This window comes from Saccharothrix coeruleofusca (genome assembly GCF_014648515.1).
GTDB classification, from domain to species: domain Bacteria; phylum Actinomycetota; class Actinomycetes; order Mycobacteriales; family Pseudonocardiaceae; genus Actinosynnema; species Actinosynnema coeruleofuscum.
Map to the genome: position 1 here is coordinate 809,468 of NZ_BMRG01000001.1, position 20,689 is coordinate 830,156.

Annotated in this window: 17 protein-coding genes and 2 pseudogenes; 8 read left to right on the forward strand and 11 right to left on the reverse strand. The window is 69.7% G+C overall.

The window, feature by feature from the left end; translation table 11 throughout:
- Window positions 1–4: 4 nt before the first annotated feature.
- Window positions 5–892 (reverse strand): helix-turn-helix domain-containing protein, encoded by an 888-nt coding sequence (locus IEZ00_RS04185; RefSeq protein ID WP_229795004.1) that lies wholly within the window; start codon window positions 890–892, stop codon window positions 5–7.
- 73 nt (window positions 893–965) lie between these two features.
- Here IEZ00_RS04185 and IEZ00_RS04190 point away from each other — a divergent pair, with 73 nt between their 5' ends.
- Together IEZ00_RS04190 and IEZ00_RS37705 are read left to right on the forward strand one after the other, a co-directional pair.
- Entirely contained in the window at window positions 966–1,208 is a 243-nt protein-coding gene (locus tag IEZ00_RS04190) for a hypothetical protein (protein WP_189221632.1), read from the forward strand.
- Between the two features lie 46 nt (window positions 1,209–1,254).
- Window positions 1,255–1,377 (forward strand): annotated as a pseudogene (locus IEZ00_RS37705) (IS982 family transposase); the annotation flags it as partial.
- Window positions 1,378–1,430: 53 nt separating this feature from the next.
- Here IEZ00_RS37705 and IEZ00_RS04200 read toward each other — a convergent pair.
- Window positions 1,431–2,627, reverse strand: a complete 1,197-nt coding sequence (locus IEZ00_RS04200) for an IS3 family transposase (RefSeq protein WP_189221633.1) — start codon at window positions 2,625–2,627, stop codon at window positions 1,431–1,433.
- 977 nt (window positions 2,628–3,604) lie between these two features.
- On the opposite strand from IEZ00_RS04200, the pseudogene IEZ00_RS38315 reads away from it, so the two are divergent.
- Window positions 3,605–3,712, forward strand: a pseudogene (locus IEZ00_RS38315) (IS982 family transposase); the annotation flags it as partial.
- Window positions 3,713–3,806: 94 nt separating this feature from the next.
- Here the strand turns inward: IEZ00_RS38315 and IEZ00_RS04205 are convergent.
- Window positions 3,807–4,424, reverse strand: a complete 618-nt coding sequence (locus IEZ00_RS04205) for a GyrI-like domain-containing protein (protein WP_189221634.1) — start codon at window positions 4,422–4,424, stop codon at window positions 3,807–3,809.
- Window positions 4,425–4,493: 69 nt separating this feature from the next.
- Between IEZ00_RS04205 and IEZ00_RS04210 the strand changes: the two genes are divergently transcribed.
- On the forward strand, window positions 4,494–4,901 hold the full coding sequence (locus tag IEZ00_RS04210) for a VOC family protein (protein ID WP_189221635.1): 408 nt from the start codon (window positions 4,494–4,496) through the stop codon (window positions 4,899–4,901).
- A gap of 371 nt (window positions 4,902–5,272) precedes the next feature.
- The gene (locus IEZ00_RS04215) at window positions 5,273–7,087 is read left to right on the forward strand and encodes a phosphoenolpyruvate carboxykinase (GTP) (protein WP_189221636.1); all 1,815 of its coding nucleotides are present in this window, start codon (window positions 5,273–5,275) and stop codon (window positions 7,085–7,087) included.
- A 154-nt stretch (window positions 7,088–7,241) separates the two neighbouring features.
- Here IEZ00_RS04215 and IEZ00_RS04220 read toward each other — a convergent pair whose 3' ends face one another.
- The 3 genes from IEZ00_RS04220 to IEZ00_RS04230 all read right to left on the reverse strand — a co-directional run bounded on the left by IEZ00_RS04220 (window position 7,242) and on the right by IEZ00_RS04230 (window position 10,192).
- Complete coding sequence (locus IEZ00_RS04220; protein ID WP_189221637.1) at window positions 7,242–8,063, reverse strand: septum formation family protein; 822 nt, start codon at window positions 8,061–8,063, stop codon at window positions 7,242–7,244.
- Between the two features lie 16 nt (window positions 8,064–8,079).
- On the reverse strand, window positions 8,080–9,342 hold the full coding sequence (locus tag IEZ00_RS04225) for a PA0049 family protein (RefSeq protein WP_189221787.1): 1,263 nt from the start codon (window positions 9,340–9,342) through the stop codon (window positions 8,080–8,082).
- Between the two features lie 76 nt (window positions 9,343–9,418).
- A complete protein-coding gene (locus tag IEZ00_RS04230; protein WP_189221638.1) occupies window positions 9,419–10,192 on the reverse strand; it encodes a LamB/YcsF family protein in 774 nt (257 codons plus the stop codon).
- An 85-nt stretch (window positions 10,193–10,277) separates the two neighbouring features.
- On the opposite strand from IEZ00_RS04230, the gene IEZ00_RS04235 reads away from it, so the two are divergent.
- The 3 genes from IEZ00_RS04235 (at window position 10,278) to mctP (ending at window position 13,013) form a co-directional block, all read left to right on the forward strand.
- Entirely contained in the window at window positions 10,278–10,976 is a 699-nt protein-coding gene (locus IEZ00_RS04235) for a GntR family transcriptional regulator (RefSeq protein ID WP_189221639.1), read from the forward strand.
- 133 nt (window positions 10,977–11,109) lie between these two features.
- Window positions 11,110–11,379: a DUF3311 domain-containing protein gene (locus IEZ00_RS04240; RefSeq protein WP_189221640.1), complete on the forward strand. Its 270-nt coding sequence runs from the start codon at window positions 11,110–11,112 to the stop codon at window positions 11,377–11,379.
- Complete coding sequence (gene mctP, locus IEZ00_RS04245) at window positions 11,379–13,013, forward strand: monocarboxylate uptake permease MctP (RefSeq protein WP_189221641.1); 1,635 nt, start codon at window positions 11,379–11,381, stop codon at window positions 13,011–13,013. Before IEZ00_RS04240 ends, mctP begins: the two co-directional genes overlap by 1 nt.
- A gap of 142 nt (window positions 13,014–13,155) precedes the next feature.
- On the opposite strand, the gene IEZ00_RS04250 is transcribed toward mctP, so the two are convergent.
- From IEZ00_RS04250 to IEZ00_RS04270, 5 genes are all read right to left on the reverse strand, one after another.
- Window positions 13,156–15,300 carry a translocation/assembly module TamB domain-containing protein gene (locus IEZ00_RS04250; protein WP_189221642.1) on the reverse strand — a complete coding sequence of 715 codons (2,145 nt, stop codon included), beginning with the start codon at window positions 15,298–15,300 and terminating at the stop codon, window positions 13,156–13,158.
- The gene (locus tag IEZ00_RS04255) at window positions 15,293–16,069 is read right to left on the reverse strand and encodes an amino acid ABC transporter ATP-binding protein (protein WP_276530092.1); all 777 of its coding nucleotides are present in this window, start codon (window positions 16,067–16,069) and stop codon (window positions 15,293–15,295) included. Before IEZ00_RS04255 ends, IEZ00_RS04250 begins: the two co-directional genes overlap by 8 nt.
- Window positions 16,066–16,890 carry an amino acid ABC transporter permease gene (locus tag IEZ00_RS04260; RefSeq protein ID WP_189221643.1) on the reverse strand — a complete coding sequence of 275 codons (825 nt, stop codon included), beginning with the start codon at window positions 16,888–16,890 and terminating at the stop codon, window positions 16,066–16,068. The genes IEZ00_RS04255 and IEZ00_RS04260 overlap by 4 nt, the downstream gene beginning before the upstream one ends.
- 75 nt (window positions 16,891–16,965) lie before the next feature.
- Complete coding sequence (locus IEZ00_RS04265) at window positions 16,966–17,784, reverse strand: transporter substrate-binding domain-containing protein (protein WP_229795006.1); 819 nt, start codon at window positions 17,782–17,784, stop codon at window positions 16,966–16,968.
- Between the two features lie 157 nt (window positions 17,785–17,941).
- A complete protein-coding gene (locus IEZ00_RS04270) occupies window positions 17,942–20,623 on the reverse strand; it encodes an MGH1-like glycoside hydrolase domain-containing protein (protein ID WP_229795008.1) in 2,682 nt (893 codons plus the stop codon).
- Between the last annotated feature and the right edge of the window lie 66 nt (window positions 20,624–20,689).

A 20,689-nucleotide genomic window follows, 5' to 3' on the forward strand; every position in this document is an offset into this window, starting at 1 on the left:
CTCCTCACAACGTGGTGATCAACAGGGAGCGGGTGTCCTCCGGGCTCATCGCCAACTCCCGCACCCGGTTGAAGATCCGGCGCATTGGCTCCGTATCCCCTGGTTGATCGTAGTAGGTGTAGGGACCGTGGAGCACTGACGCGAAGGCGACCGGCCGTGCTTCGCCGAACTCCAACGCCACCAAGCCGCCGCCCAGAGCGGGGTTGTTCTCCACTGAGTTCGGCACGACTTGGATGGTCAGGCGCGGGTTCTCCTCGACCAGTTGGAGCAGGTGCAGTACTTGACCGCGCATCACGGATGCTCCGCCGATGAGGTGGTGCAGGGTGTCTTCGCTGAACACCAGGTTGATCGTTTTGCTCTGCCCTGAGCGGAGGACCCGGCGCTGCTGCGCCAGTCGGAACTGGATGCGTTCCTCGGTTTCCCGCTCCGAAGCTTCCCAGAAGATCGAGTCGGCGCTGCTCAGCAGGGCGCGGATGTAGGCGGGCGACTGGGCCAAGCCGGGAATCACGCCGCACTCGTACCAGTCGATCACCTCGGCGGCGACTTGCAGGTCGGTCATGCGCTGGAAGGGCTGCGGCAGCACATCAACGTATCCGCGACGCGACTGCCGCTTCCGGCTCGCGACGCCGAGGGCGAGCACGGTTTCACGTTCATCCTCGGCCACGCCGTAGAAGTCGAGAAGTACTCCGAGTTCGTCGGTGTTGAGCGTGCCTTTACCGTTCTCGACCTGGCTGATTCGTCCGGCGGTTCGTCCGATGGCAGATGCCGCCTCCTGTTGGGACTTGTTCGCGGCATCACGCAGACGGGCTAGGGCGAGCCCGAGTTGGAGTCGCTCGACCGTCTGCTGCGCAAGACCCATGTCGTGATCCTTCACCCGATCGAGATGCTCCAAAAAGCCTAACAATAGGCTAATGTGAGGCTATTACGGTCAGTGTTCAGTCATATACAACCAGGTGGAGGTCGCCATGCCGCAGTTGACCAGGAGGGCCGAGAAGCGGGAGTGGTTGATCCGCTGCACCGACCTCGGCGACCGCCCCGGCGTCTGCGCGATCAGCGTCAGCGACGGCACCGTGGAGATCACGGGTCCGGACGGCGACCTGGCCTTCGCCCTGGAGCACGAGCACATCCTGGAGTTCCGCGCCGCCTTCGACGCGGCCATCGCCCGCGCCGGGGCCGACCTGTACGACAACCAGGTGGGTAACGCGTAAGTCAAGGCGGTGGCAGTGGACGGACGAGGGCGGTCAAGATCGGTTTATGACGGCCGACCTGAGCGCCCTTCTGACCGCATTCCACGTCAAAGTCGACGACTACCTCGGGGCCCGGCCGCAGATGGGCAGGCCGCCGAAGCTGACTGATGCCGAGTTGGTCGCCCTGGCATGGACTTAGGCGCTGTGGAGGTCGGGCCCTGACCCCGGATGTTGGACACGGGGTTATGCGGCTGGGGTCAGCGTAACCGGTGTTGGTAGCAGGCTGTTCTCGTAGTCGATCGGGGACATCTGGCCGAGGTGGGAGTGGCGCCGTCGGGTGTTGTAGCGGTGCGCCCAGCCGAACACCGCCAGGCGTGCTTCCCTTGCGCTGCCCCAGCTCCGGGCGCCTTGCAGTGTTTCGCGTTTGAAGGAGGCGTTGAGGCTTTCGGCGGCGGCGTTGTCCGCGGAGCTGCCGACCGCGCCCATGGACCTGGTGACCCCGGCGGTGCGACAGGCGTCGGCGAAGGATTCGGCACCGTATTGGGCTCCGTGGTCGCTGTGGAAGATCGCCCCGGCCAGGCTGCCCCGTCTCCGCTGCGCCGCGTGCAGGGCGTCGAGGACGAGGTCGACGCGCATGTGGTCGGCCACGGCCCAGCCGACCAGGCGGCGTGAGCACAGGTCCATCACGGTCGCGAGGTAGCAGAAGGTGCCGTCGGCGATGGGCAGGTAGGTGATGTCTCCGACGTAGCGGGTGTTGGGCTCCTGGGCGGTGAAGTCGCGTCCGAGCAGGTCCGGGGCCTTGACCGCAGTGGGGTCGGCCGTGGTGGTGCGGTGCCGGCGGCGCAGCCGCAGCCCTGCCAAGCCGATGCCGCGCATCACGCGGGCGACGCGCTTGTGGTTGACCTCGTGTCCGGTGTCGTGCAGTTCGGCGGTGATCCGCGGGACGCCGTAGGTGCCCGCCGACTCGTGATGGATCACCCGGATGCGCGCGGCCAGGCGCGCGTCGTCCGCGGCGCGGGCGGCCCGGTCCGACGCGGTGGCCTTCCAGTGGTAGTAGCTGGACCGGGCGACGCCGATGACCTGGCACAACCGCTTCACGCCGTACTGGCGTCGGTTTTCGGAGACGAACCCGAAGCGGTTCACCAGCGCGTCTCCCCTGCGAAATACCGGGCAGCCTTGCGCAGGGATGTCGCGTTCCTCCTCCAGCTCGCGGATCCGCCTGCGCAGCGTGGCGTTCTCGTCCTCCGGCGAGGCCGGCGCCGAGGCGCTCGCAGTGGGTGCTCCGGTGCGTTGTGCGTCGTCGAGGCGGATCCAGTTGCGCAGCGTCTCGTGGTTGACCCCGAGGTCTTGGGCCACCGATTTGATCGTCGCACCGGGTCGGGACCGGTAGAGCGCGACCGCCTCGGCCCGGAACTCCGGCGGGTAGTGCTTCATCACCATCTGAACGGGACTCCTGTCCACCCGGACCATGCCGATCCAAGTGTGTCTGGTGTCCAACATCCAGGGTCAAGTCCCGAGGTTCAGCTGGCATGAGTCAGGCCGCTGCTCGGCGAGTTCCTATCAGCAGACCGGAAAGCCGGTCCGTCCCGTAGGACGGACCGGCTGGCTTCAGTCGGTCGTCCGGCTTCAGCGGGTGGTACGGACACGGCCGGGAGTGCGACGTCGACGCCGCTGCCGTGCACGATGCCCACAGGGGCACATCCAGAACCCCGACTCATACGTGCTCGAAGTCATGTCTTGACAGGCGAAGCAGTACTCCGTCTGTCCGTACTCGTTACTCGCTTGGTGGTGGTTCACCCTGGTTACTCCATGTAGATACGCGGAGCACCACGACTTGGGTGAACGTCATCCAAGCCACTCGTGTGTTGTGCGTCGTAGACCTCCTATCTGGGGAGACCGAACTTGACGCACCGAGTTGAGCTGGCTAGTCTCATGACAGTAAAAGTAGTGAGACAGCGAACTACTACGGTGCTCCTGGACACACCCGTTTGCCCCGGGTGCTCCTGCGGGGTACCCTAGCACAGCTCACCCCCCGTGATCAAGTCCGGGGGGTAGCGGTGCATCCTACCAGCGAAAACTCTCCTCGCTGGCTCGGCATCGGTTGAGGGCTACTCCGAGGCTGTGGTGATCTATCGTCAGCGTACTTCGCAGGCTGCGGCGGGTGCAGGCGCTGCTGGGTTGACACTCCGATAGCGCTACCGTGCAGGAGTCGTGGACCGGCAAGATCCTCCGTTCCCGACAGCGGTGCATCAACTTCTGCGGCCAGCGCATGGATCTGTCTCAGATCCGTCCGGAAGCCGGGCCGCCCAGGTGGCCCACCACCCACCCCACGACCGCCCCAGTCGGTGACCGGCCGGGCATTGACCGGCCCGGAGATCGGCGAGCGGGGTGCTTACGGCCCTCCGTGACTACGAGCCCACCTGCTCGCCAATCGCCCAGGCTTGCTGATCATTGTCGACAAGGGCTACGTCGCCCGCGACCTGGACCGCTTCCTGTACCAGCGCGGCGTCCGACTGATCCGGCCCTGACCGCCAGCAGCTAGTACGACCGCACTGCCGACCAACCCATCACCCGGTCTCTGACCGCTTACGGCCACTGATCGAATCAGGAATTACTCGTCTAGAGCGCCTTCACCGGCTGCCTCAGGACCGTCTTGAGCTTGGCAGGCGGGGTGCGGCGGGCGTCGCTGAGGTAGATCTCGTGGTGGTCGCCGTTGAAGGTGAGCCCGTTCTCGGGCAGGTAGTGGTGGTGGAGGCGGTCCAGGACCGGGGTCTCGTCGTCGTAGGCGCCGATGTGCAGGATCTGCGCACAGGTCCCCTCGGCAAGACCGAGCACCCTCATGTCCCCCAACGCGGGCAGGGCCTTCTTCTTCGCGACCGCTTCGATCGCGTCCCGAACCGCGTCGTCGGTGATCCAGTCGGGTTGGTTGATCATCATGGTCCACTGCCACGTGTCCTTGCGCCGCGTGACGAACGCGCTCGGGTCGTCCGCTCGCCACAGCCCTTCCAGCGGGCCGACCACGAAGTCCCGGCCGAGGGTGTTCTTGCTGGCGAACTTGATCGTGTACGCCACCCCGTAGAGGGCTTCGACGGCGTTGGCGTACGCGGGTGAGGTGTTCGGGTCGCCGTGGCCGTCGACCGCGATGTACCGCAGCTCGGGCACGTCCACCACGACGAAGTCCTTCGACGGCGGGGAGTACAGCTCTTTGTGCGCCTTCTTGACGTCGTACTTCTCCACTGCGGTCTCCCGTCGGCGGCGGCGTGATCGAGGACGCGGGTTGTCCGGTATGCCGGACACCCTGGCCGCATGATTTCTCTTTCCGCCTACCTGGGCTACCGCGATGCCGAAGCCGCTCTGGACTGGCTGGGCCGGGTCTTCGGGTTCGAGGTGACCATGTCGTTCCCCGACGAGCGGGGTGGTGTCGCGCACGCCGAACTGCGCCTCGGGGACGCCGCCGTGATCGTCTTCTCCGACCACGACGGCTACGAGCGCCCCCCGCGTCGCGGCGAGACCTCCGGGCTCGGGCTCTACCTCGTCGTCGACGACCGGGCCGCTGTCGACGCGATCCACGCGAGGGCGGTCACCGAGGGAGCCGAGGTGATCTGGAAGCCGGAGGCCACCGAGTGGGGCAACTACCGGGTCCGCGTCCTGGATCCGGAGGGCTTCGAGTGGACCTGCGGCACGCACCGCCCCGGCGAGCCGCAGGGCGGCTGAGCGGGCCGAGCGAGCGGGGCGGAATCAGGCATTTCGCCCCGCAGTTCTCCGCGAGCTCTCCGTGGGACCGCTCCCACAATCACCCGGAGATGTGTTCGGGAACGCAGGTTCACCCCCTTGAATTACCCGTCTTAAAACCCGTGTCACACCCAGGTACGGGCGAATCGGGTGCTGAATCGATTCCAGAATCGTTTATGTGAGAGAACCGACAGGATGTCGAGGTGTTGCCCCTCATTAATCGGGATAACCTCCCTCCATCCCTTCACGGCACGCCCTCCACCGGGCGGGCGGAGCCATTCCCGGACGCCGTCGTCCACCCCGGACACCGGCGTCCGCCGTGGACTTGGCGCTCAGCTAGGAGACGAGACGAGATGACGGCAGTGACCATTCCCGGTCTCGACCAGACCCCCACCGACCACCAGGACCTGCTGTCCTGGGTGCACGAGGTCGCCGAGCTGACCTGCCCGGACCAGGTGGTGTGGGCCGACGGCTCGGCGGACGAATGGGACCGGCTGACTCGCAAACTCGTCGACGCGGGCACCTTCGTGCCACTGCGCAAGAAACCGAACTCGTTCTGGGCCGCGTCCGACCCGACCGATGTCGCGCGGGTCGAGGAACGCACCTTCATCTGTTCGGTGGACCCGCAGGACGCGGGGCCGACGAACAACTGGATGGATCCAGCCGAGATGAAAGCGACCATGACGGACCTCTACCGGGGTTCGATGCGCGGTCGCACGATGTACGTGATCCCGTTCTGCATGGGTCCGCTGGACGCGGAGAAGCCGATGCTGGGCGTGGAGATCACCGACTCCGAGTACGTGGTCGTCTCCATGCACATCATGACCCGCATGGGCACGAAGGCGCTGGCGCGCTTCGGCCACGACGCCCCGTACGTCAAGGCGCTGCACTCGCTGGGCGCGCCGCTGGAGCCGGGCCAGGACGACGTGGCGTGGCCGTGCAACGAGACCAAGTACATCACCCAGTTCCCCGAGGAGCGGATGATCTGGTCGTACGGCTCGGGCTACGGCGGCAACGCGCTGCTGGGCAAGAAGTGCTACTCGCTGCGCATCGCCTCGGTGATGGCGCGCGACGAGGGCTGGCTCGCCGAGCACATGCTGATCCTGAAGCTGACCTCGCCGGAGCGGAAGGTCCACTACATCGCCGCGGCGTTCCCGTCGGCGTGCGGCAAGACCAACCTGGCGATGCTGGAGCCGACGATCCCCGGCTGGAAGGTCGAGACGCTGGGCGACGACATCGCCTGGATGCGCTTCGGCGAGGACGGCCGCCTCTACGCGGTGAACCCGGAGAACGGCTTCTTCGGCGTCGCGCCGGGCACGGACTACCACACCAACCCCAACGCGATGCGCACCATCGAGAAGGGGAACTCGCTGTTCACCAACGTCGCGCTGACCGACGACGGCGACGTGTGGTGGGAGGGCATGACCGAGCAGCCGCCCGCGCACCTGACCTCGTGGAAGAAGCGCGACTGGACGCCGGAGGCGGGCGAGCCCTCGTCGCACCCGAACTCGCGCTACTGCACGCCGATCGCGCAGTGCGACATCAAGGCCCCGGAGTGGGACGACCCCCAGGGCGTGCCGATCTCGGCGATCTTCTTCGGCGGTCGCCGCGCCACGACGGTCCCGCTGGTCACGGAGTCGCGCGACTGGCAGCACGGCGTGTTCATGGGCGCCACGCTGTCCAGCGAGACCACCGCGGCGGCGGTCGGCCAGGTGGGCGTGGTGCGCCGCGACCCGATGGCGATGCTGCCGTTCATCGGCTACCACGCGGGTGACTACTTCCAGCACTGGATCGACACCGGCAAGGGCGCGGACGCGGACAAGCTGCCCAGGATCTTCTACGTCAACTGGTTCCGCCGCGGCGAGGACAAGCGCTTCCTGTGGCCGGGGTTCGGCGAGAACTCGCGCGTGCTGAAGTGGGCCGTCGAGCGCATCGAGGGCAGGGCCGCCGCGCGGGAGACCCCGATCGGGTACGTGCCGACCGCCGACGAGCTGGACCTGGCTGGGCTGGACGCGCCGCGCGAGGACGTCGAGGCGGCCCTGGCGTTCGACGCCGACGAGTGGCGGGCCGAGATCCCGATGATCGAGGAGTGGTTCGCCAAGATCGGCCGGAAGCTGCCGACTTCGCTGCGTGACGAGCTGGAGGCGCTGAAGCTGCGCCTGGGCTGATCCCGATCGCCCCCTGAGCGAGGCCCGGTGGACAACGGCGTCCACCGGGCCTCTTTCGTCCATCCCCTTGTGGAAAACTTTCCGCCGCTGGTCAGAGGGGATACCCGCGAAGTTGTCCACAGCCTGTGGACAAGGCTGTGCACAGCCTGTGGACTCAACCGGGCAGGGGGTTGGCGCCCAGTCCCCACAGCCTGCCGGTGAACGGGCGGGTCGCCTCCGCGTAGCAGACCGCAGTGGTGAAGCCCTCCGACCAGGCGAGGCTGCCGAACGCCCGCCAGGCCGCGAACACGTCCGGCCGGTCCGCGCCGACGTAGCCGCGCACGGCGGTGGCGCAGTGCTCGCGAGCACGCGCGTCCACCTCCTCCTGGGACGGCGCGGGGTCGCCGGGCGAGCCCAGGGACAGCACGCCGGGCACCGCCTCGGCCACGTGCGCGGTGTCGCAACCGGTCAGCTTCGGGTCGCGCGCCTGGGACGGCGAGTCCAGCGCGCACAGCTGCACCGAGGCGAACCCGGAGGCTTTGAGCAGGTCTTTCACCGAGCCCGAGCGCGCCACCCGCTGCCCGTCCGGGGCCAGCTCGACGGCCAGGCACAGCCGCCACCGGTCGCCCCTGGCCCAGCCGTCCGCGCTGGGCCACATCGCCTGCGCGTGCAGCCGGGTGGCGTCGTGGTCGGCGCTGCCGACGTACCGGGCCAGCGCCGCCCGGCACGGCGGGACGGCGGCCCGGCGCACGTCGCGCTGGGAGCCCTCGCCGACGTCGCCCAGCTCGCCGACGTCGGTCACCTCGGCCTCGTGCGGCCCGGCGCAGTCGACCTGCCGCAGCTCGGCGTTCACGCACTGGCCGGGCGCGGGCAGCTCCTGGGCGGAGGGCGTGATGGAGGGGCGGCGCACCTCGTCGTCCGGGCTGCCCTCGACGTACCGGGTGCAGGAGGCGAGCGCCAGCGCGGTCACCACCGCGACCAACGCCCGCCTGCGCACACGGTCACCCTAGTGGTCAGACCAGTGACACCAGGTTGAGCGTCTGGTCGACGATCTGCCGCCGCTGGGCCTCGAACGCGGCGTCGGTGAGCGCGACCGGGTCGACGGGCAGGCCCATCGCCGGGATGTGCAGGTGGCCGCCCGCCGTGGTGGTGGCGTTCAGGCCGACGCGCACCCGGTTGGCCCGGTACATGCTCTCGTTGGACAGGTAGTCGCCGCCGCTGCCGCTCGCGGCCGCCGCGCCGGGCGTGGGCTCGTCGGTGCGGCAGTCCGGGAAGCCCTCGCCGGGGGTGGTGCCCAGCGGCCACTCGCAGAACTCGCGGTTGTAGAACACGGGGAACTGCCCGGTGTCCGCCTCGACCATCCGCTGGTGCGGCAGCGTGGTCTCGATGAACTCCAGGGACGGCTGCGGCCAGCCCGCCGCGTCGGGCACGGGGCCGGTGGAGGACACGTCGTTGTTGTCCCAGAAGCCGCCGCGCCAGCGGGCGGCCCACCGCTCCACGTCGAACTGCCCGCCGCGGCCCTGGCTGATGGTCACGATCGCGTCCGGCCTGGCCGACGAGCGCAGCAGGTTGCCGTAGAACTGCTCGACGATGCCCTCGTCGAAGGTGCCCCACAGCACGGGCAGCACGGCCGCCTGCACGACGACCCTGCCCTGCGGGGTGTCGAAGACGCGGCCGTCGAGCTGGAGGGCCGCCGCGCCCGCCGGGTTGGCGCGGCGCACGCTGTTGCCGTCGAGCTGGAACGGGTCGAAGCCGGTCACCGCGACCCGCCGCACGCCGCTGGGGAACGAGGCGTCGCCGAGGCCGCGCGAGGCCCGGTCGAGCGTGGTGACCAGGGCGGCGCGCTGGTCGGCGGGCAGTTCGCCGCGCACCGGCCGCCACTGCCGCAGCGCCTTGGTCAGCTGCAGCCGCGCCCAGTACAGCGGGCGGTCGTCGTAGGAGTCCCAGGTCTGCGGGCTCTGCGCGCGTCGCACGGCGGCACGCCACAGGTCGTTGCCGGTGGTGGCGGCGAGCGTGGTGGCCTCTCGGCCGGGGCTCAGGCGGCACAGCGCCGTGGTGAACCGGCTGACCTCGTCGTCGAAGCCGCCCAGGCGCACCAGTTCCGGTCCGACGGCGGGCTGCCCCTCGCCGAGGGTGTCGTCGAGGCGCTGCTCCTCGACGGTGATCGGCGCGGCGGCGTCGAAGCACTGCTGGGGCTGCGCCTGCGCCACGGCGGGTGCGGCCAGCAGGGTCAGGGCCAGGGGGATCGCGGTGGAGATCACCGCGCGGAGTCTCATGGTCACGCCGCGATGCTGCCCAGTGCGATCGGCTTGGGAAACCCGCCGAACGGAGGTGTGCCCTTTCACACCACCTTCACGCGCTGAGCTTGCGCTGGTCGGCGGTGAACGGCCGCAGCGCGACGCCCGCCTCGGTCAGCGCCCGCCGCACGGCGCGGGCGATGGCCACCGCTCCGGGGGTGTCGCCGTGCACGCACAGGGAGTCCACGCGCAGCCGCAGGACGCGGCCGTCGACCGCGCGCACGTGCCCCTCGGTGGCCATCTCCACGCAGCGGGCGGCGATCTCGCCGGGGTCGTGCAGCACCGCGCCCGGCCTGCGCCGGTCGACCAGCGCGCCGGTGGGCTCGTAGGCGCGGTCGGCGAAGCCCTCGAAGCGCACCGGCAGGCCCGCCACCTCGGCGCGCTTGAGCCACACCGCGCCGGGTAGGCCCAGCACGGGCAGCGTCGGGTCGTAGGCGCGCACCGCGTCGACCACCGCGTCGGCCTGCGCCTCGTGCCGGACCAATGCGTTGTAGAGGGCGCCGTGCGGCTTGACGTAGGCGACCCTGGTGCCCGCCGCGCGGGCGAAGGCGTCCAGCGCGCCGATCTGGTAGAGCACGTCGGCGGTCAGCGCGGCGGGGTCGACGTCGACGAACCGCCGCCCGAAGCCGACCAGGTCGCGGTAGCCGACGTGCGCCCCCACCGCGACGCCCCGCGCGGCGGCCAGCTCGCACGCGCGCAGCATCGTCGCCGGGTCGCCCGCGTGGAAGCCGCAGGCCACGTTGGCGCTGGTCACCACGTCCAGCAGGGCCGCGTCGTCGGTCAGCTCCCAGCGCCCGAAACCCTCACCCACGTCCGCGTTGAGGTCCATGCTCCCCACCTCCCCTCCCCAAGATAAGGATTGTTCAACAATCCTTCAATACTTCCTTTGATTTGTAGGGCGTTAAGGTGACAGCATGACGACCGTGGAGGCCGACGACTGGCTGCGGACGCTCGCCAAGGACGGCGCCGAGATCGACCGCGCCAGCACCGCCGAGCGGGTGGCGGGCGTCCTGCGCTCCAGGGTCCTCGACGGGTACATCAAGCCCGGCAGGCAGCTGTCGGAGAAGGCCCTCGGCGAGGCGCTCAAGGTCTCCCGCAACACCCTGCGCGAGGCGTTCCGCCTGCTCACCCACGAGCGCCTGCTGGTGCACGAGTACAGCCGCGGCGTGTTCGTGCGGGTGCCCGGCGTCGCCGACATCACCGACCTCTACGCCGCCCGCCGGATCATCGAGTGCGGCGCGCTGCGGCGCTGGCCCGAGGCGGGCGAGGCACGCCGCGAGGCGATCCGCGAATCGGTGCGGTGGGGCGAGCGGCGCGCCGAGGAGGGCGACTGGGACGGCGTGGGCACCGCGAACATCCGCTTCCACCGCGCGATCACCGCGCTGGCGGGCTCCGCGCGGCTGGACGAGGAGGTCGAGCGGCTGCTCGCCGAGCTGCGGCTGGCCTTCCACGTCATGGGCGACCCGGAGGAGTTCTACCGGGACTACCTGCCGATGAACCGGGAGATCGCGGACTTCCTCGACCGCGACGAGACCGACCGGGCCGAGGGGGCGCTGCTGCGCTACTTCGACGTCGCCGAGCAGCACTTGGTCACCGTCCTGCGCGAACAGTGACACGGGCTGTGACAAACGGTCACGATTCAGCCACGTCACATGGCAGCAACCCACCCGACACGATGACGTTGGTCGGGACGCCGCCTAGCATCCCCGACACCCGGTAACCAGGGCCGTACGGAGGGGCGTTGTCATGCGGTCTGCTCGAAAATCCAGCCTGCGCTGGAGCAACTGGAACCTGCTGCTGCTGGTTCCGCTGCTGATGCTCATCACGCCGTGGTTCAACGCCGACGAGCCGAGGGTGTTGGGCCTGCCGTTCTTCTACTGGTACCAGTTCGCCTTCGTGCCGGTGGGCGTGCTCTGCGTGGGCCTGGTCTACGTCAAGACCAAGGACCGGCCCGCGGCGGTCCACGGCAAGCCGGACCGGCTCGGTGTCGACGACCTGGACGAGGGGGCCAACTGATGCAGTGGACCGAGTTGGTGGTCTTCAGCGCGCTGTTCCTGCTGGTCACCGTGCTTGGCTTCGTCGCGGCCAAGTGGCAGGCCGGTGACACGCTGGAGCACCTGGACGAGTGGGGCCTGGGCGGCCGCAAGTTCGGCTCGTGGATCACCTGGTTCCTGGTCGGCGGCGACCTCTACACCGCCTACACCTTCGTGGCCGTGCCCGCCCTGGTGTTCGGCGCGGGCGCGCTGGGCTTCTACGCCCTGCCCTACACCGTGGTGCTGTACCCGCTGGTGTTCCTGCCGCTGGTGCGCATGTGGTCGGTGTCCCGCGTGCACGGCTACGTCACGCCCGCCGACTTCGTGCGCGGCCGCTACGGCTCGCACTGGCTGGCGCTGATCATCGCGATCACCGGCATCATCGCCACGATGCCCTACATCGCCCTGCAGCTGGTGGGCCTGGAGGCGGTGCTGCGGACGATGGGCCTCAACGGCTCCGGCTTCCTCGGCCACCTGCCCCTGTTCATCGCGTTCGTGATCCTGGCGCTCTACACCTACCAGTCGGGCCTGCGCGCCCCCGCGCTGATCGCGTTCGTCAAGGACACCCTGATCTACCTGGTGATCCTGGTCGCGGTGATCTACCTGCCGTCGAAGTTCGGCGGCTGGAGCGCGATCTTCGACGGCGCGCAGGCGCGGTTCGAGGCCACGCCCGCCAAGAGCGACGGCATCCTGCTCAACGGCAACAACCAGCTCCAGTACGCGACGCTGGCGCTGGGCTCGGCGCTGGCGCTGTTCCTGTACCCGCACTCGCTGACCGGCATCCTCGCCTCGCGCGGCCGCAACGTGATCAAGCGGAACATGGTGGCGCTGCCCGCGTACTCGCTGCTGCTGGGCCTGCTGGCGATGCTCGGCTTCGTGGCCATGAGCGCGGGCGTCAAGCCGATCACCAACCAGGCCACCGGCCGCCCGGACACCAACACCATCGTGCCCGTGCTGTTCGGCCAGGAGTTCCCGTCCTGGTTCGCGGGCATCGCCTTCGCCGCCATCGGCATCGGCGCGCTGGTCCCGGCGGCGATCATGTCCATCGCCGCGGCGAACCTGTGGACCCGCAACATCTACAAGGAGTACCTGAAGAAGGACGCCACCCCGGCGCAGGAGGCCAAGCAGGCCAAGCTGGCCTCGCTGGTGGTGAAGTTCGGCGCGGTCGCGTTCATCGTGTTCATCGACCCGCAGTTCTCCATCGACCTGCAGCTCATCGGCGGCGTGATGATCCTGCAGACGCTGCCCGCCGTGGCCATCGCGCTCTACACGCGCTGGTTCCACATCTGGGGCCTGGTCGCCGGCTGGGTCGTCGGCATGGGCTGGGGCATGTACCTGCTGTACCAGATCCCCAGCGCGGACGGGAAGCGCCCGCACTTCGGCGGCTCGGCGCTGGCGCTGGACAAGCTGTCGCTGCTGGGCTGGCACCCGCTGGCCGGGTCCACGGTGCAGATCTACGTCGGCGTGGTGGCCGTGGCCGCCAACCTGCTGGTCGCCGTCGTCGTCACGCTGATCGCCCGCAAGCTGCGGGTGTTCAACGGCACCGACCAGACCAAGGCGGACGACTACCACGCGGACGAGGACAGCCCGAACCTGCGCCCCGCCGCCACCCACTGACCCGCGCGGGCGGGGCGGCCACCACACCGCCCCGCCCCTTCCCCCGCGAGTCGAACGCTCAGGTACCGCGAGTCGAACGCTCGGGTATCTCGGGTGGTACTTACCGGCCCTGAAACGCACCACGGGTGGTACTTGCAGGCGCTCAGCGCTTGAGCATGCGGGTCAGGCCGGCGGCGACGGTGGTGGCCAGCACCCAGCCGGTCACGATCAGGCCGGAGGCGATCCACTGCGACGCGCCCGGTGTCTGCCACCGGTTCTTGTTGCCGAAGTCCACGATCGGCACCACCAGGTCGATGGTGAACAGCCACGGGTTCCACGGCAGCCGGTCGTCGGAGTTGATCACCTCCAGGTCCGGCCGCACCTCGAACCAGACGCTGCCCAGCAGCCACGACACCACCAGCCACGCCAGCGCCCGCGCGGGCCGGTAGCCGTAGCCGACCATCGACCGCTGCAACCAGCTCCACACCAGCACCAGCGGGCCCAGGTAGCGGCGGCCCTCGGCGACCGCCTTGTAGCGCAGCCGCTGCTTCTCCACCAGCACCATCGCGGCGTGCTCGTCGTTGCCGCAGGCCCGCAGCATCTCCGCGAACTGGTCGTACGGGCCGGGCCGGTAGGTGCGCCGCATCGCCTGCCGCAGCCAGCGCAGCCGCCGCTCCACCTCCCCGTCGTCGCGCAGGTCGATCGGGTGGCGCAGCGAGTCGTAGCGGAACTCCTCCAGGTCGATCCGGCCGGTCGCGCCCCACAGGTTCTCGTTGTCCTCCAACGAGGTGCAGCGCGCCTGCCGCAGCGTGACGTCCCCGCGCGGCGGGGTCACCGGGGTCAGCACCAGTTCCTGCGCCTGCAACCCGAGCAGGTTCAGCGCGTGCGCGTCGAGCTTGTCGCCCAGCACCGCGCCCGCGAACGTGGCGATCCGGCCCACCTGGGCCCGCCGCGCCCGCACCCCGCCGTGCGCCACGAACTCCTTGGCGCCGCCCGCGCAGATCAGGTCGCGGCCGATCACCGCGCCGCCCACGTCCAGCGACGGCTTGCCCGCGGGCTGGTGCCGGTAGCGGCCGGGCTGGGTGACGCGGCTGCCGCGCAGGTCCAGGTTGGCCCCAATGTGCACCGCGCGCAGCTCCAGCCCGCCGGTCACCTCCACCTCGCGCAGCGTCAGGTTGCTGCCGACGCGGGACCGGTTGCCCAGCACGGCGTCCGCGCGCGGGTTGTCCACTGTGGACCCGTCGAGGGTGAGGCTGCCCTTCACCTGCAGGTCGACCATGCGGAACTGGCCGCGCACCCTGGCCTGCCTGCCCACGATGTCGCCGCCGATCTGCGCGCCGTCCAGGTGCAGCGCCCGGCCGTAGCCGGTCGGCCCGTCGCCGACGGACTGCTCCAGCGAGTCGAACTCGCCGCCGGTCAGCGACAGGTTGCCGCCCACCGAGGCGTTGACCATGCGCACCGTGCCCGCGCTGGCGAACCCCCGGTCCACGTGCACGTCGCCGTTGACCGCGACGCGGTCGAGCACCAGCGTCGCGGTCGGGTCGCTGTGCGGGTCCAGCGCGTCGGACATGGTGCGGCCGTCGGCCAGCTTGGCCGCGCGCAGCGTCAGCGTCGACTCGACCTGGGCGTTGGCCAGGTACACCGTGCCGTGCGCGGTGGCGGTGCTCAGCACCAGGTTGCCGCCCACGCGCATCCCGTTGCCGCGCAGCGCGTACGCGGCCGGGTTGTGCAGGGTGCCGCCGTTGAAGTTGGCGTTGCCGCCGATGTTCGCGCCCGCCATGCGCACTTCGCCCTCGACGGTGAGCCGGTGGCCCAGCAGCGCGCCCGCCAGCCGCAGCCGGTCCGCGTGCAGCGCCAGCTCGCCGCGCTGCCGCAACGCGCTGTCCTGCAACGACAACGAGCCCGCGATGTCGGCGTCGGTGAGGTCCACGGTGCCCTCGACGGTGCTGCCGATCAGCGCGACCTCGTTGGCGCAGCTGAGGTTGCGGCCCAGCAGGCCGGGTAACCAGCAGCGGCGGAACTCCACGCCCGCCAGCCTGCCCTGGCGCAGGTCCGGTGGCTGCTCGAAGCGGCAGCGCTCGAACTCCAGCAGGTAGTTCAGCTCCACCGCGCGCAGGTCGAGCTGGCCGGTGAGGAACCGGTCCACCACCCGGATCACCGGCGGGGTGTTCGGCCTGCGCCGAGGCAGCCGCCAGGCGCCCTCGTTGCTCTCCAGCGCCCGCAGGACGTCGGCGGCGGGCATCCGGGTGGCGCGCGGCGGGTCGGGGTCGAAGACGTCCAGCCCGCCGCGCGCCTCGGTGTCAGTCACGGGGCCCTTGGTGCGTCGGGTCCAGCACGCGCGCCAGGAACGACTTGGTGCGCTCGTGCCGGGGCGCGCCGATGACCTGGGCGGCCTCGCCCTCCTCGACGACGTACCCGCCGTCCATGAACAGCACCTTGTCCGCGACCTCGCGGGCGAACTGCATCTCGTGCGTCACCACGAGCATGGTCATGCCCTCGTCGGCGAGCTGCCGCATCACGCCCAGCACGTCGCCGACCAGCTCGGGGTCCAGCGCCGAGGTGGGCTCGTCGAACAGCATCACGTCGGGGTCCATCGACAGCGCCCGCGCGATGGCCACGCGCTGCTGCTGGCCGCCGGAGAGCTGGGCGGGCATGGCGCCCGCCTTCTCCGCCAGGCCGACGCGCTCCAGGTTGCGCAGCGCGATCCGCTGCGCCTCCTCGGGCTTGCGCTTGAGCACCTTGCGCTGCGCCACGGTGAGGTTGTTGAGCACGTTGAGGTGCGAGAACAGGTTGAAGCCCTGGAAGACCATGCCGATCTTGGTGCGGGCGGCGTCGATGTCGCAATCGGGGTCGGTCAGCTCGACGCCGTTGACCACGATCTTGCCGCCGGTCGGCTCCTCCAGCAGGTTCACGCAGCGCAGCAGCGTGGACTTGCCGGAGCCGGACGGGCCGATGACGCAGACGACCTCGCCGCGCCGCACGCTCACGTCGATGCCGCGCAGCACTTCCAGCGGCCCGAACGACTTCTTCAGCCCGGTGATCTCCACCGCCACGTCGGTGCTGACCTCGGTGCTCACGCCGACACCCCCAACCCCGTCGACTCGGGCGTGCTGATCTTCTTGCCGCCGGTGCGCCGCTCCAGGTACCGCGACAGGTAGCCCAGGGGCAGCGTGATCAGCAGGTAGCACAGGCCGACCACCAGGATCGGGGTCAGCGACGGCGACCGGCTCAGCGTCTCGCGGCCGAACTTGGTCAGCTCGTACTGCTCGCGGGCCAGGCCGATGATGTAGATCAGCGACGAGTCCTTGGTGAGCAGGATCAGCTCGTTGGTCAGCGGCGGCAGGATGATCCGGAACGCCTGCGGGATGACCACCGTGGCCAGCGTGCGGCCCTGGGACATGCCCAGCGACCGGGCCGCCTCGATCTGGCCCTTGGGCACCGCCTGGATGCCCGCGCGGATCGTCTCGGCCATGTAGGCCGCGCCGACGATGCCCAGCGCCAGCATCACCGTGGAGTAGATGTCGAACTGCAGCTGGAAGGCCAGCGGCACGCCGAAGCTCAGCGCGATGAACACCAGCAGCGCCGGGACGCCGCGGAAGAACTCGATGTAGATCGTGGCGATCCAGCGGTAGGGCGCCACGGAGGACAGCTTCATCAGCGCCAGGACCAGGCCCAGCGCCAGGCCGAAGGCGAAGCCGAGCGCGGTGTAGACCAGGGTGTTCTTCAACGCCACCGTGATGACGTTGGGGAACATCGACGCCGCGATGTCGAGGTTGAAGAAGGCGCGCTGGATCTCGCCCCAGTCAGCGGCCAGGGCCAGCACGAGGGCGATGACGGCCAGCAGCGCGTACTGCGCGCCGCGGAACACCTTCGCCCGTTGCCGCTTGGACAGAGCCATGGAACTCCTCGCAGGGTGGGTTCGAACGCGGGGCGGGGCCGGTGCGCGCAGCACCGGCCCCGCTGGCCCAGCCGCTTACTTGCTCTCCGGCTTCTTCCCGAACCACTTCTCGTAGATCTTGTCGTACTCGCCGCTGTCCTTGGCCTTCTTCAGGACCTCGTCGACCTTGGCCTTGAGGGCGGTGTTGCCCTTCTTCATGCCGATGCCGTACTTGTCGCCGGTGTCGAACTCCTTGGTCACCTCGGTGTCCGGGAATTCCTTGGCGTAGTCGTAGAGCACGCCGTTGTCGTTGACGGCCGCGTCCACCGCGCCGGTGCGCACGGCGGTCTCCATCAGCGGCAGGTCCTCGAACTGGACGACCGTGTAGCCGAACTCGGCGGCCTTCTCGTTGGCGTACTCCTCGCCGACGGTCTCCAGCTGGACGCCGACCCGCTTGCCGCGCAGGTCCTCCAGGCCCTTGATGCCGGAGTCCTTCTTCGTCAGCAGCGCCTGGCTGGCGTCGAAGTACGGCTCGGAGAAGTCGATCGCCTGCTTGCGCTCGTCGTTGATGGTCATGCCCGCCGCGGCCAGGTCGCACTTGCCGGTGTTGAACACCTCACCGGAGGTGATCGTCTCGAACGGCGTGTCGAAGATCTCCTGGGTGACGTTCAGTTCCTTGGCCACCAGGTCGACCAGGTCCACGTCGAAGCCGACGGTCTTGTCGCCCTCGCTGAACTGGAACGGCTTGTAGGACAGGTGGGTGCAGGTGACCAGCTTGCCGCTCTGGACCAGGGTGATGCCCGAGCCGCTGTCCTGCGTGCCGGTGTTGACCTTGGTCGCGCACGCCGTCGCCGTGGCGGCCAGGGCCAGCACGGGCAACAGGGCGAGCGCGGCGTGCCTGGTAGGACGGGCCACGGCGGTCACTCCTCGTAACTGTATGGGTCGAGTGCTCGGCATACTGCCACTTGGATGGCGCAGTGGACAGCACGTCCGTGTTACAGAGCACCCTCATGCGCAATTCTTGCGTTACGGCGACTATTCGGCTGAAGGATGTTCATCCCATTGGGTTACGTCACAAAAGAGATTCACTCTCCGCTTCCAGGTGGCGACGATCCGTCAGCAGACTGGCCACCAGCGCGGTCCACCCGGTCTGGTGAGTCGCGCCCAGTCCTTCACCCGTGTCGCCGTCGAAGTACTCGCTGAAGGTGACGTGCTCCCGCCACAGCGCGGAGTCGGTCGATTCGATCCGCTTGCCGTCCGCGGGCCTGCGGCCGTCGTGGTCGGGCAGGAACAGCGACACCAGCCTGCGCACCAGCTCGTCGGCCGCCTGCCCGGCGGTGACCTGGCGCTGCGAGCGGGTGGGAAGTTCCACGTGGAACCGGCCCCGGTGGAAGGACTCCAGCGTGCGCAGGGCCTCCACCAGCAGCGCGTTGGTCGGGAACCAGACCGGGCCGCGCCAGTTGGAGTTGCCGCCGAACATCGGCGTGCGCGACTCGCCCGGCTCGTAGCCCATCCGGTGCTCCTGGTCGGCGACCTGCACCTCCAGGCCCTCCCGGTGCGCCGCGGACAGCGAGCGGATGCCGTGCGGGGACAGGAACTCGCCCTCGTCGAACATCCGCCGCAGCACCCGGCGCAGCTTCGGCTCGTCCAGCAGCGACAGCAGCGCCCGCCGGTCGTCGCGGCTGATGAACTGCGCCAGCTCCGGCCTGCGCGCCAGCAGGTGCTCCAGCCGCCGGGTGAACACCGGCAGCTCCTCGAACACCCACGGCTCCAGCACCGCGCACGCCAGCAGCGGGATCAGGCCCACCATCGAGCGCACCCGCACCGGCTTGGACTCCACCGAGCCGTCCGGCAGCCTGCGCGAGACCACGTCGTAGCAGAAGCCGTCGGCCTCGTTCCAGATGCCGCGCCCGCCCGAGCCGAACTGGGTGGACGCCTCGGCGATGCTCAGGAAGTGCTCCACGAACTTCGTGGCCACGTCCTCGTAGGACTCGTCGTGCCTGGCCAGCTCCAGCGCGATCTGCATCAGGTGCAGGCTGTAGGCGGCCATCCACGAGGTGGCGTCGGACTGCTCCAGCCGCCACTGCCCCAGCATCGGCTCGGACCGGTTGACCGGGCCGATGTTGTCCATGCCGAGGAAGCCGCCCTCGAACAGGTAGCTGCCGTCGGCGTCCTTGCGGTTGACCCACCAGGAGAAGTTCAGCAGCAGCTTGTGGAACACCTTGGCCAGGAACTTGCGGTCCGGCACCGGCTCCGAGCGGTACACCTGCAGCGCCGCCCAGGCGTGCACCGGCGGGTTCACGTCGCCGAACTCCCACTCGTAGGCCGGGAGCTGGCCGTTGGGGTGCATCAGCCACTCGCGGCACAGCAGCAGCAGTTGCTCCTTGGCGAAGGCCGGGTCCACCTGCGCGAACGGCACCGCCTGGAAGGCGAGGTCCCACGCGGCGAACCACGGGTACTCCCACTCGTCCGGCATGGAGATGACGTCGGCCACGTCGAAGTGCCGCCAGTGCGCGTTGCGCGCGTGCGGGCTCTTGCGCGACTTGGGCGCGGCGGGCTGCGCCGGGTCGCCGTCCAGCCACTCGCTGGTGCGGAACCGGTAGTGCTGCTTGGTCCACATCAGCCCGGCCAGCGCCCGCCGCACGACCGCGGCGCGCACCGGGTCCAGGTCGGACCGGTGGAACTCGTCGGCCTCGGCCAGCCGGGCGTCCATCGTCGCCTGGAAGGTGGGGCCGAAGGCGTCGATGTGCCCGTCGCCCTGGATCAGCCGCAGCCGCACCGACACCGTCTCGCCCGGCTCGACCGGGTCGAAGGAGTACCAGGCGGCGGCCTTGGTGCCCGGCCCGCTGGTGTCGTGCGGCCCGACCACCTGGCACGCCCTGCTGTCGTGGCCGACGACGTAGCGGTCCACGCCGTCCTTGGTGTAGCGGGTGGGGTTCTGCTTGGCGCCGAACAGCGCCACCTCGTTGGTCTCGTTGTCGGTGACCAGCAGCGTCGGGGTGCCCTCGACGTGCAGCGTGTAGCGGCCCAGCGCGCCGTGCTCGGCGGTGATCCGCCGCCAGCCGTCCTCGGTCGACGCGGTCAGGCTGGGCTTGCGGTCGTCGCGGCCCCACGCCCAGGTGTTGCGGAACCACAGCTGGGGCAGCAGGTGCAGCGGCGCCGGGTCCGGGCCGTGGTTGGTGGCGCTGAGCTCCACGCAGATGTCGGTGGGGCTCGCCTTGGCGTAGGTGACCCGGACGTCGAAGAACCGGTTCTCGTCCAGCACGCCGGTGTCGGACAGCTCCGGCTCGCGCGCCTGCCGCCCGGCGCGGGCGGCCATCTCGCGCAGCTCGGCGTAGGGGAACTCGGCCTGCGGGTACCGGTAGAGCACCCGCATCCAGGAGTGGGTGGGGGTGCCGTCGGTCACCCACCAGTACTCCTTGGCGTCCTCGCCGTGGTTGCCCTCGTTGTTGGTCAGGCCGAAGTAGCGCTCCTTGAGGATCGGGTCGCGCCCGTTCCACAGGGCCAGCCCGAGGTTGAGGAACCCGTGCACGTCGCAGATGCCCGCGATGCCGTCCTCGCCCCAGCGGTACGCCCGCGAGCGGGCGTGGTCGAAGGGGAACGACCTCCACGCGTCGCCGCCCGCGGAGTAGTCCTCGCGGACCGTCCCCCACTGGCGTCCGGCCAGGTAGGGGCCCCACAGGCGCCACGGTGCGGTGGGGGAGTCCGAGCAGGCCAGACGTGCCCGCTCGGCCTGCTGCCAGTGCTCGTTCACCGAACCAGTGTGCGGCATCGATACAGTGCACCGGTTACCGACGGGTTAGGACACCACTTTCGGCCT

What these genes read in the sequence shown, in the direction of transcription:
- mctP (WP_189221641.1), top strand. Translation starts at nt 11,379, where the DNA reads ATGCAGTGGACCGAGTTGGTGGTCTTCAGCGCGCTGTTCCTGCTGGTC.
- IEZ00_RS04230 (WP_189221638.1), bottom strand. Translation starts at nt 10,192, where the DNA reads ATGGACCTCAACGCGGACGTGGGTGAGGGTTTCGGGCGCTGGGAGCTG.
- IEZ00_RS04210 (WP_189221635.1), top strand. Translation starts at nt 4,494, where the DNA reads ATGATTTCTCTTTCCGCCTACCTGGGCTACCGCGATGCCGAAGCCGCT.
- IEZ00_RS04240 (WP_189221640.1), top strand. Translation starts at nt 11,110, where the DNA reads ATGCGGTCTGCTCGAAAATCCAGCCTGCGCTGGAGCAACTGGAACCTG.
- IEZ00_RS04235 (WP_189221639.1), top strand. Translation starts at nt 10,278, where the DNA reads ATGACGACCGTGGAGGCCGACGACTGGCTGCGGACGCTCGCCAAGGAC.
- IEZ00_RS04225 (WP_189221787.1), bottom strand. Translation starts at nt 9,342, where the DNA reads ATGAGACTCCGCGCGGTGATCTCCACCGCGATCCCCCTGGCCCTGACC.
- IEZ00_RS04200 (WP_189221633.1), bottom strand. Translation starts at nt 2,627, where the DNA reads ATGGTGATGAAGCACTACCCGCCGGAGTTCCGGGCCGAGGCGGTCGCG.
- IEZ00_RS04215 (WP_189221636.1), top strand. Translation starts at nt 5,273, where the DNA reads ATGACGGCAGTGACCATTCCCGGTCTCGACCAGACCCCCACCGACCAC.
- IEZ00_RS04260 (WP_189221643.1), bottom strand. Translation starts at nt 16,890, where the DNA reads ATGGCTCTGTCCAAGCGGCAACGGGCGAAGGTGTTCCGCGGCGCGCAG.
- IEZ00_RS04190 (WP_189221632.1), top strand. Translation starts at nt 966, where the DNA reads ATGCCGCAGTTGACCAGGAGGGCCGAGAAGCGGGAGTGGTTGATCCGC.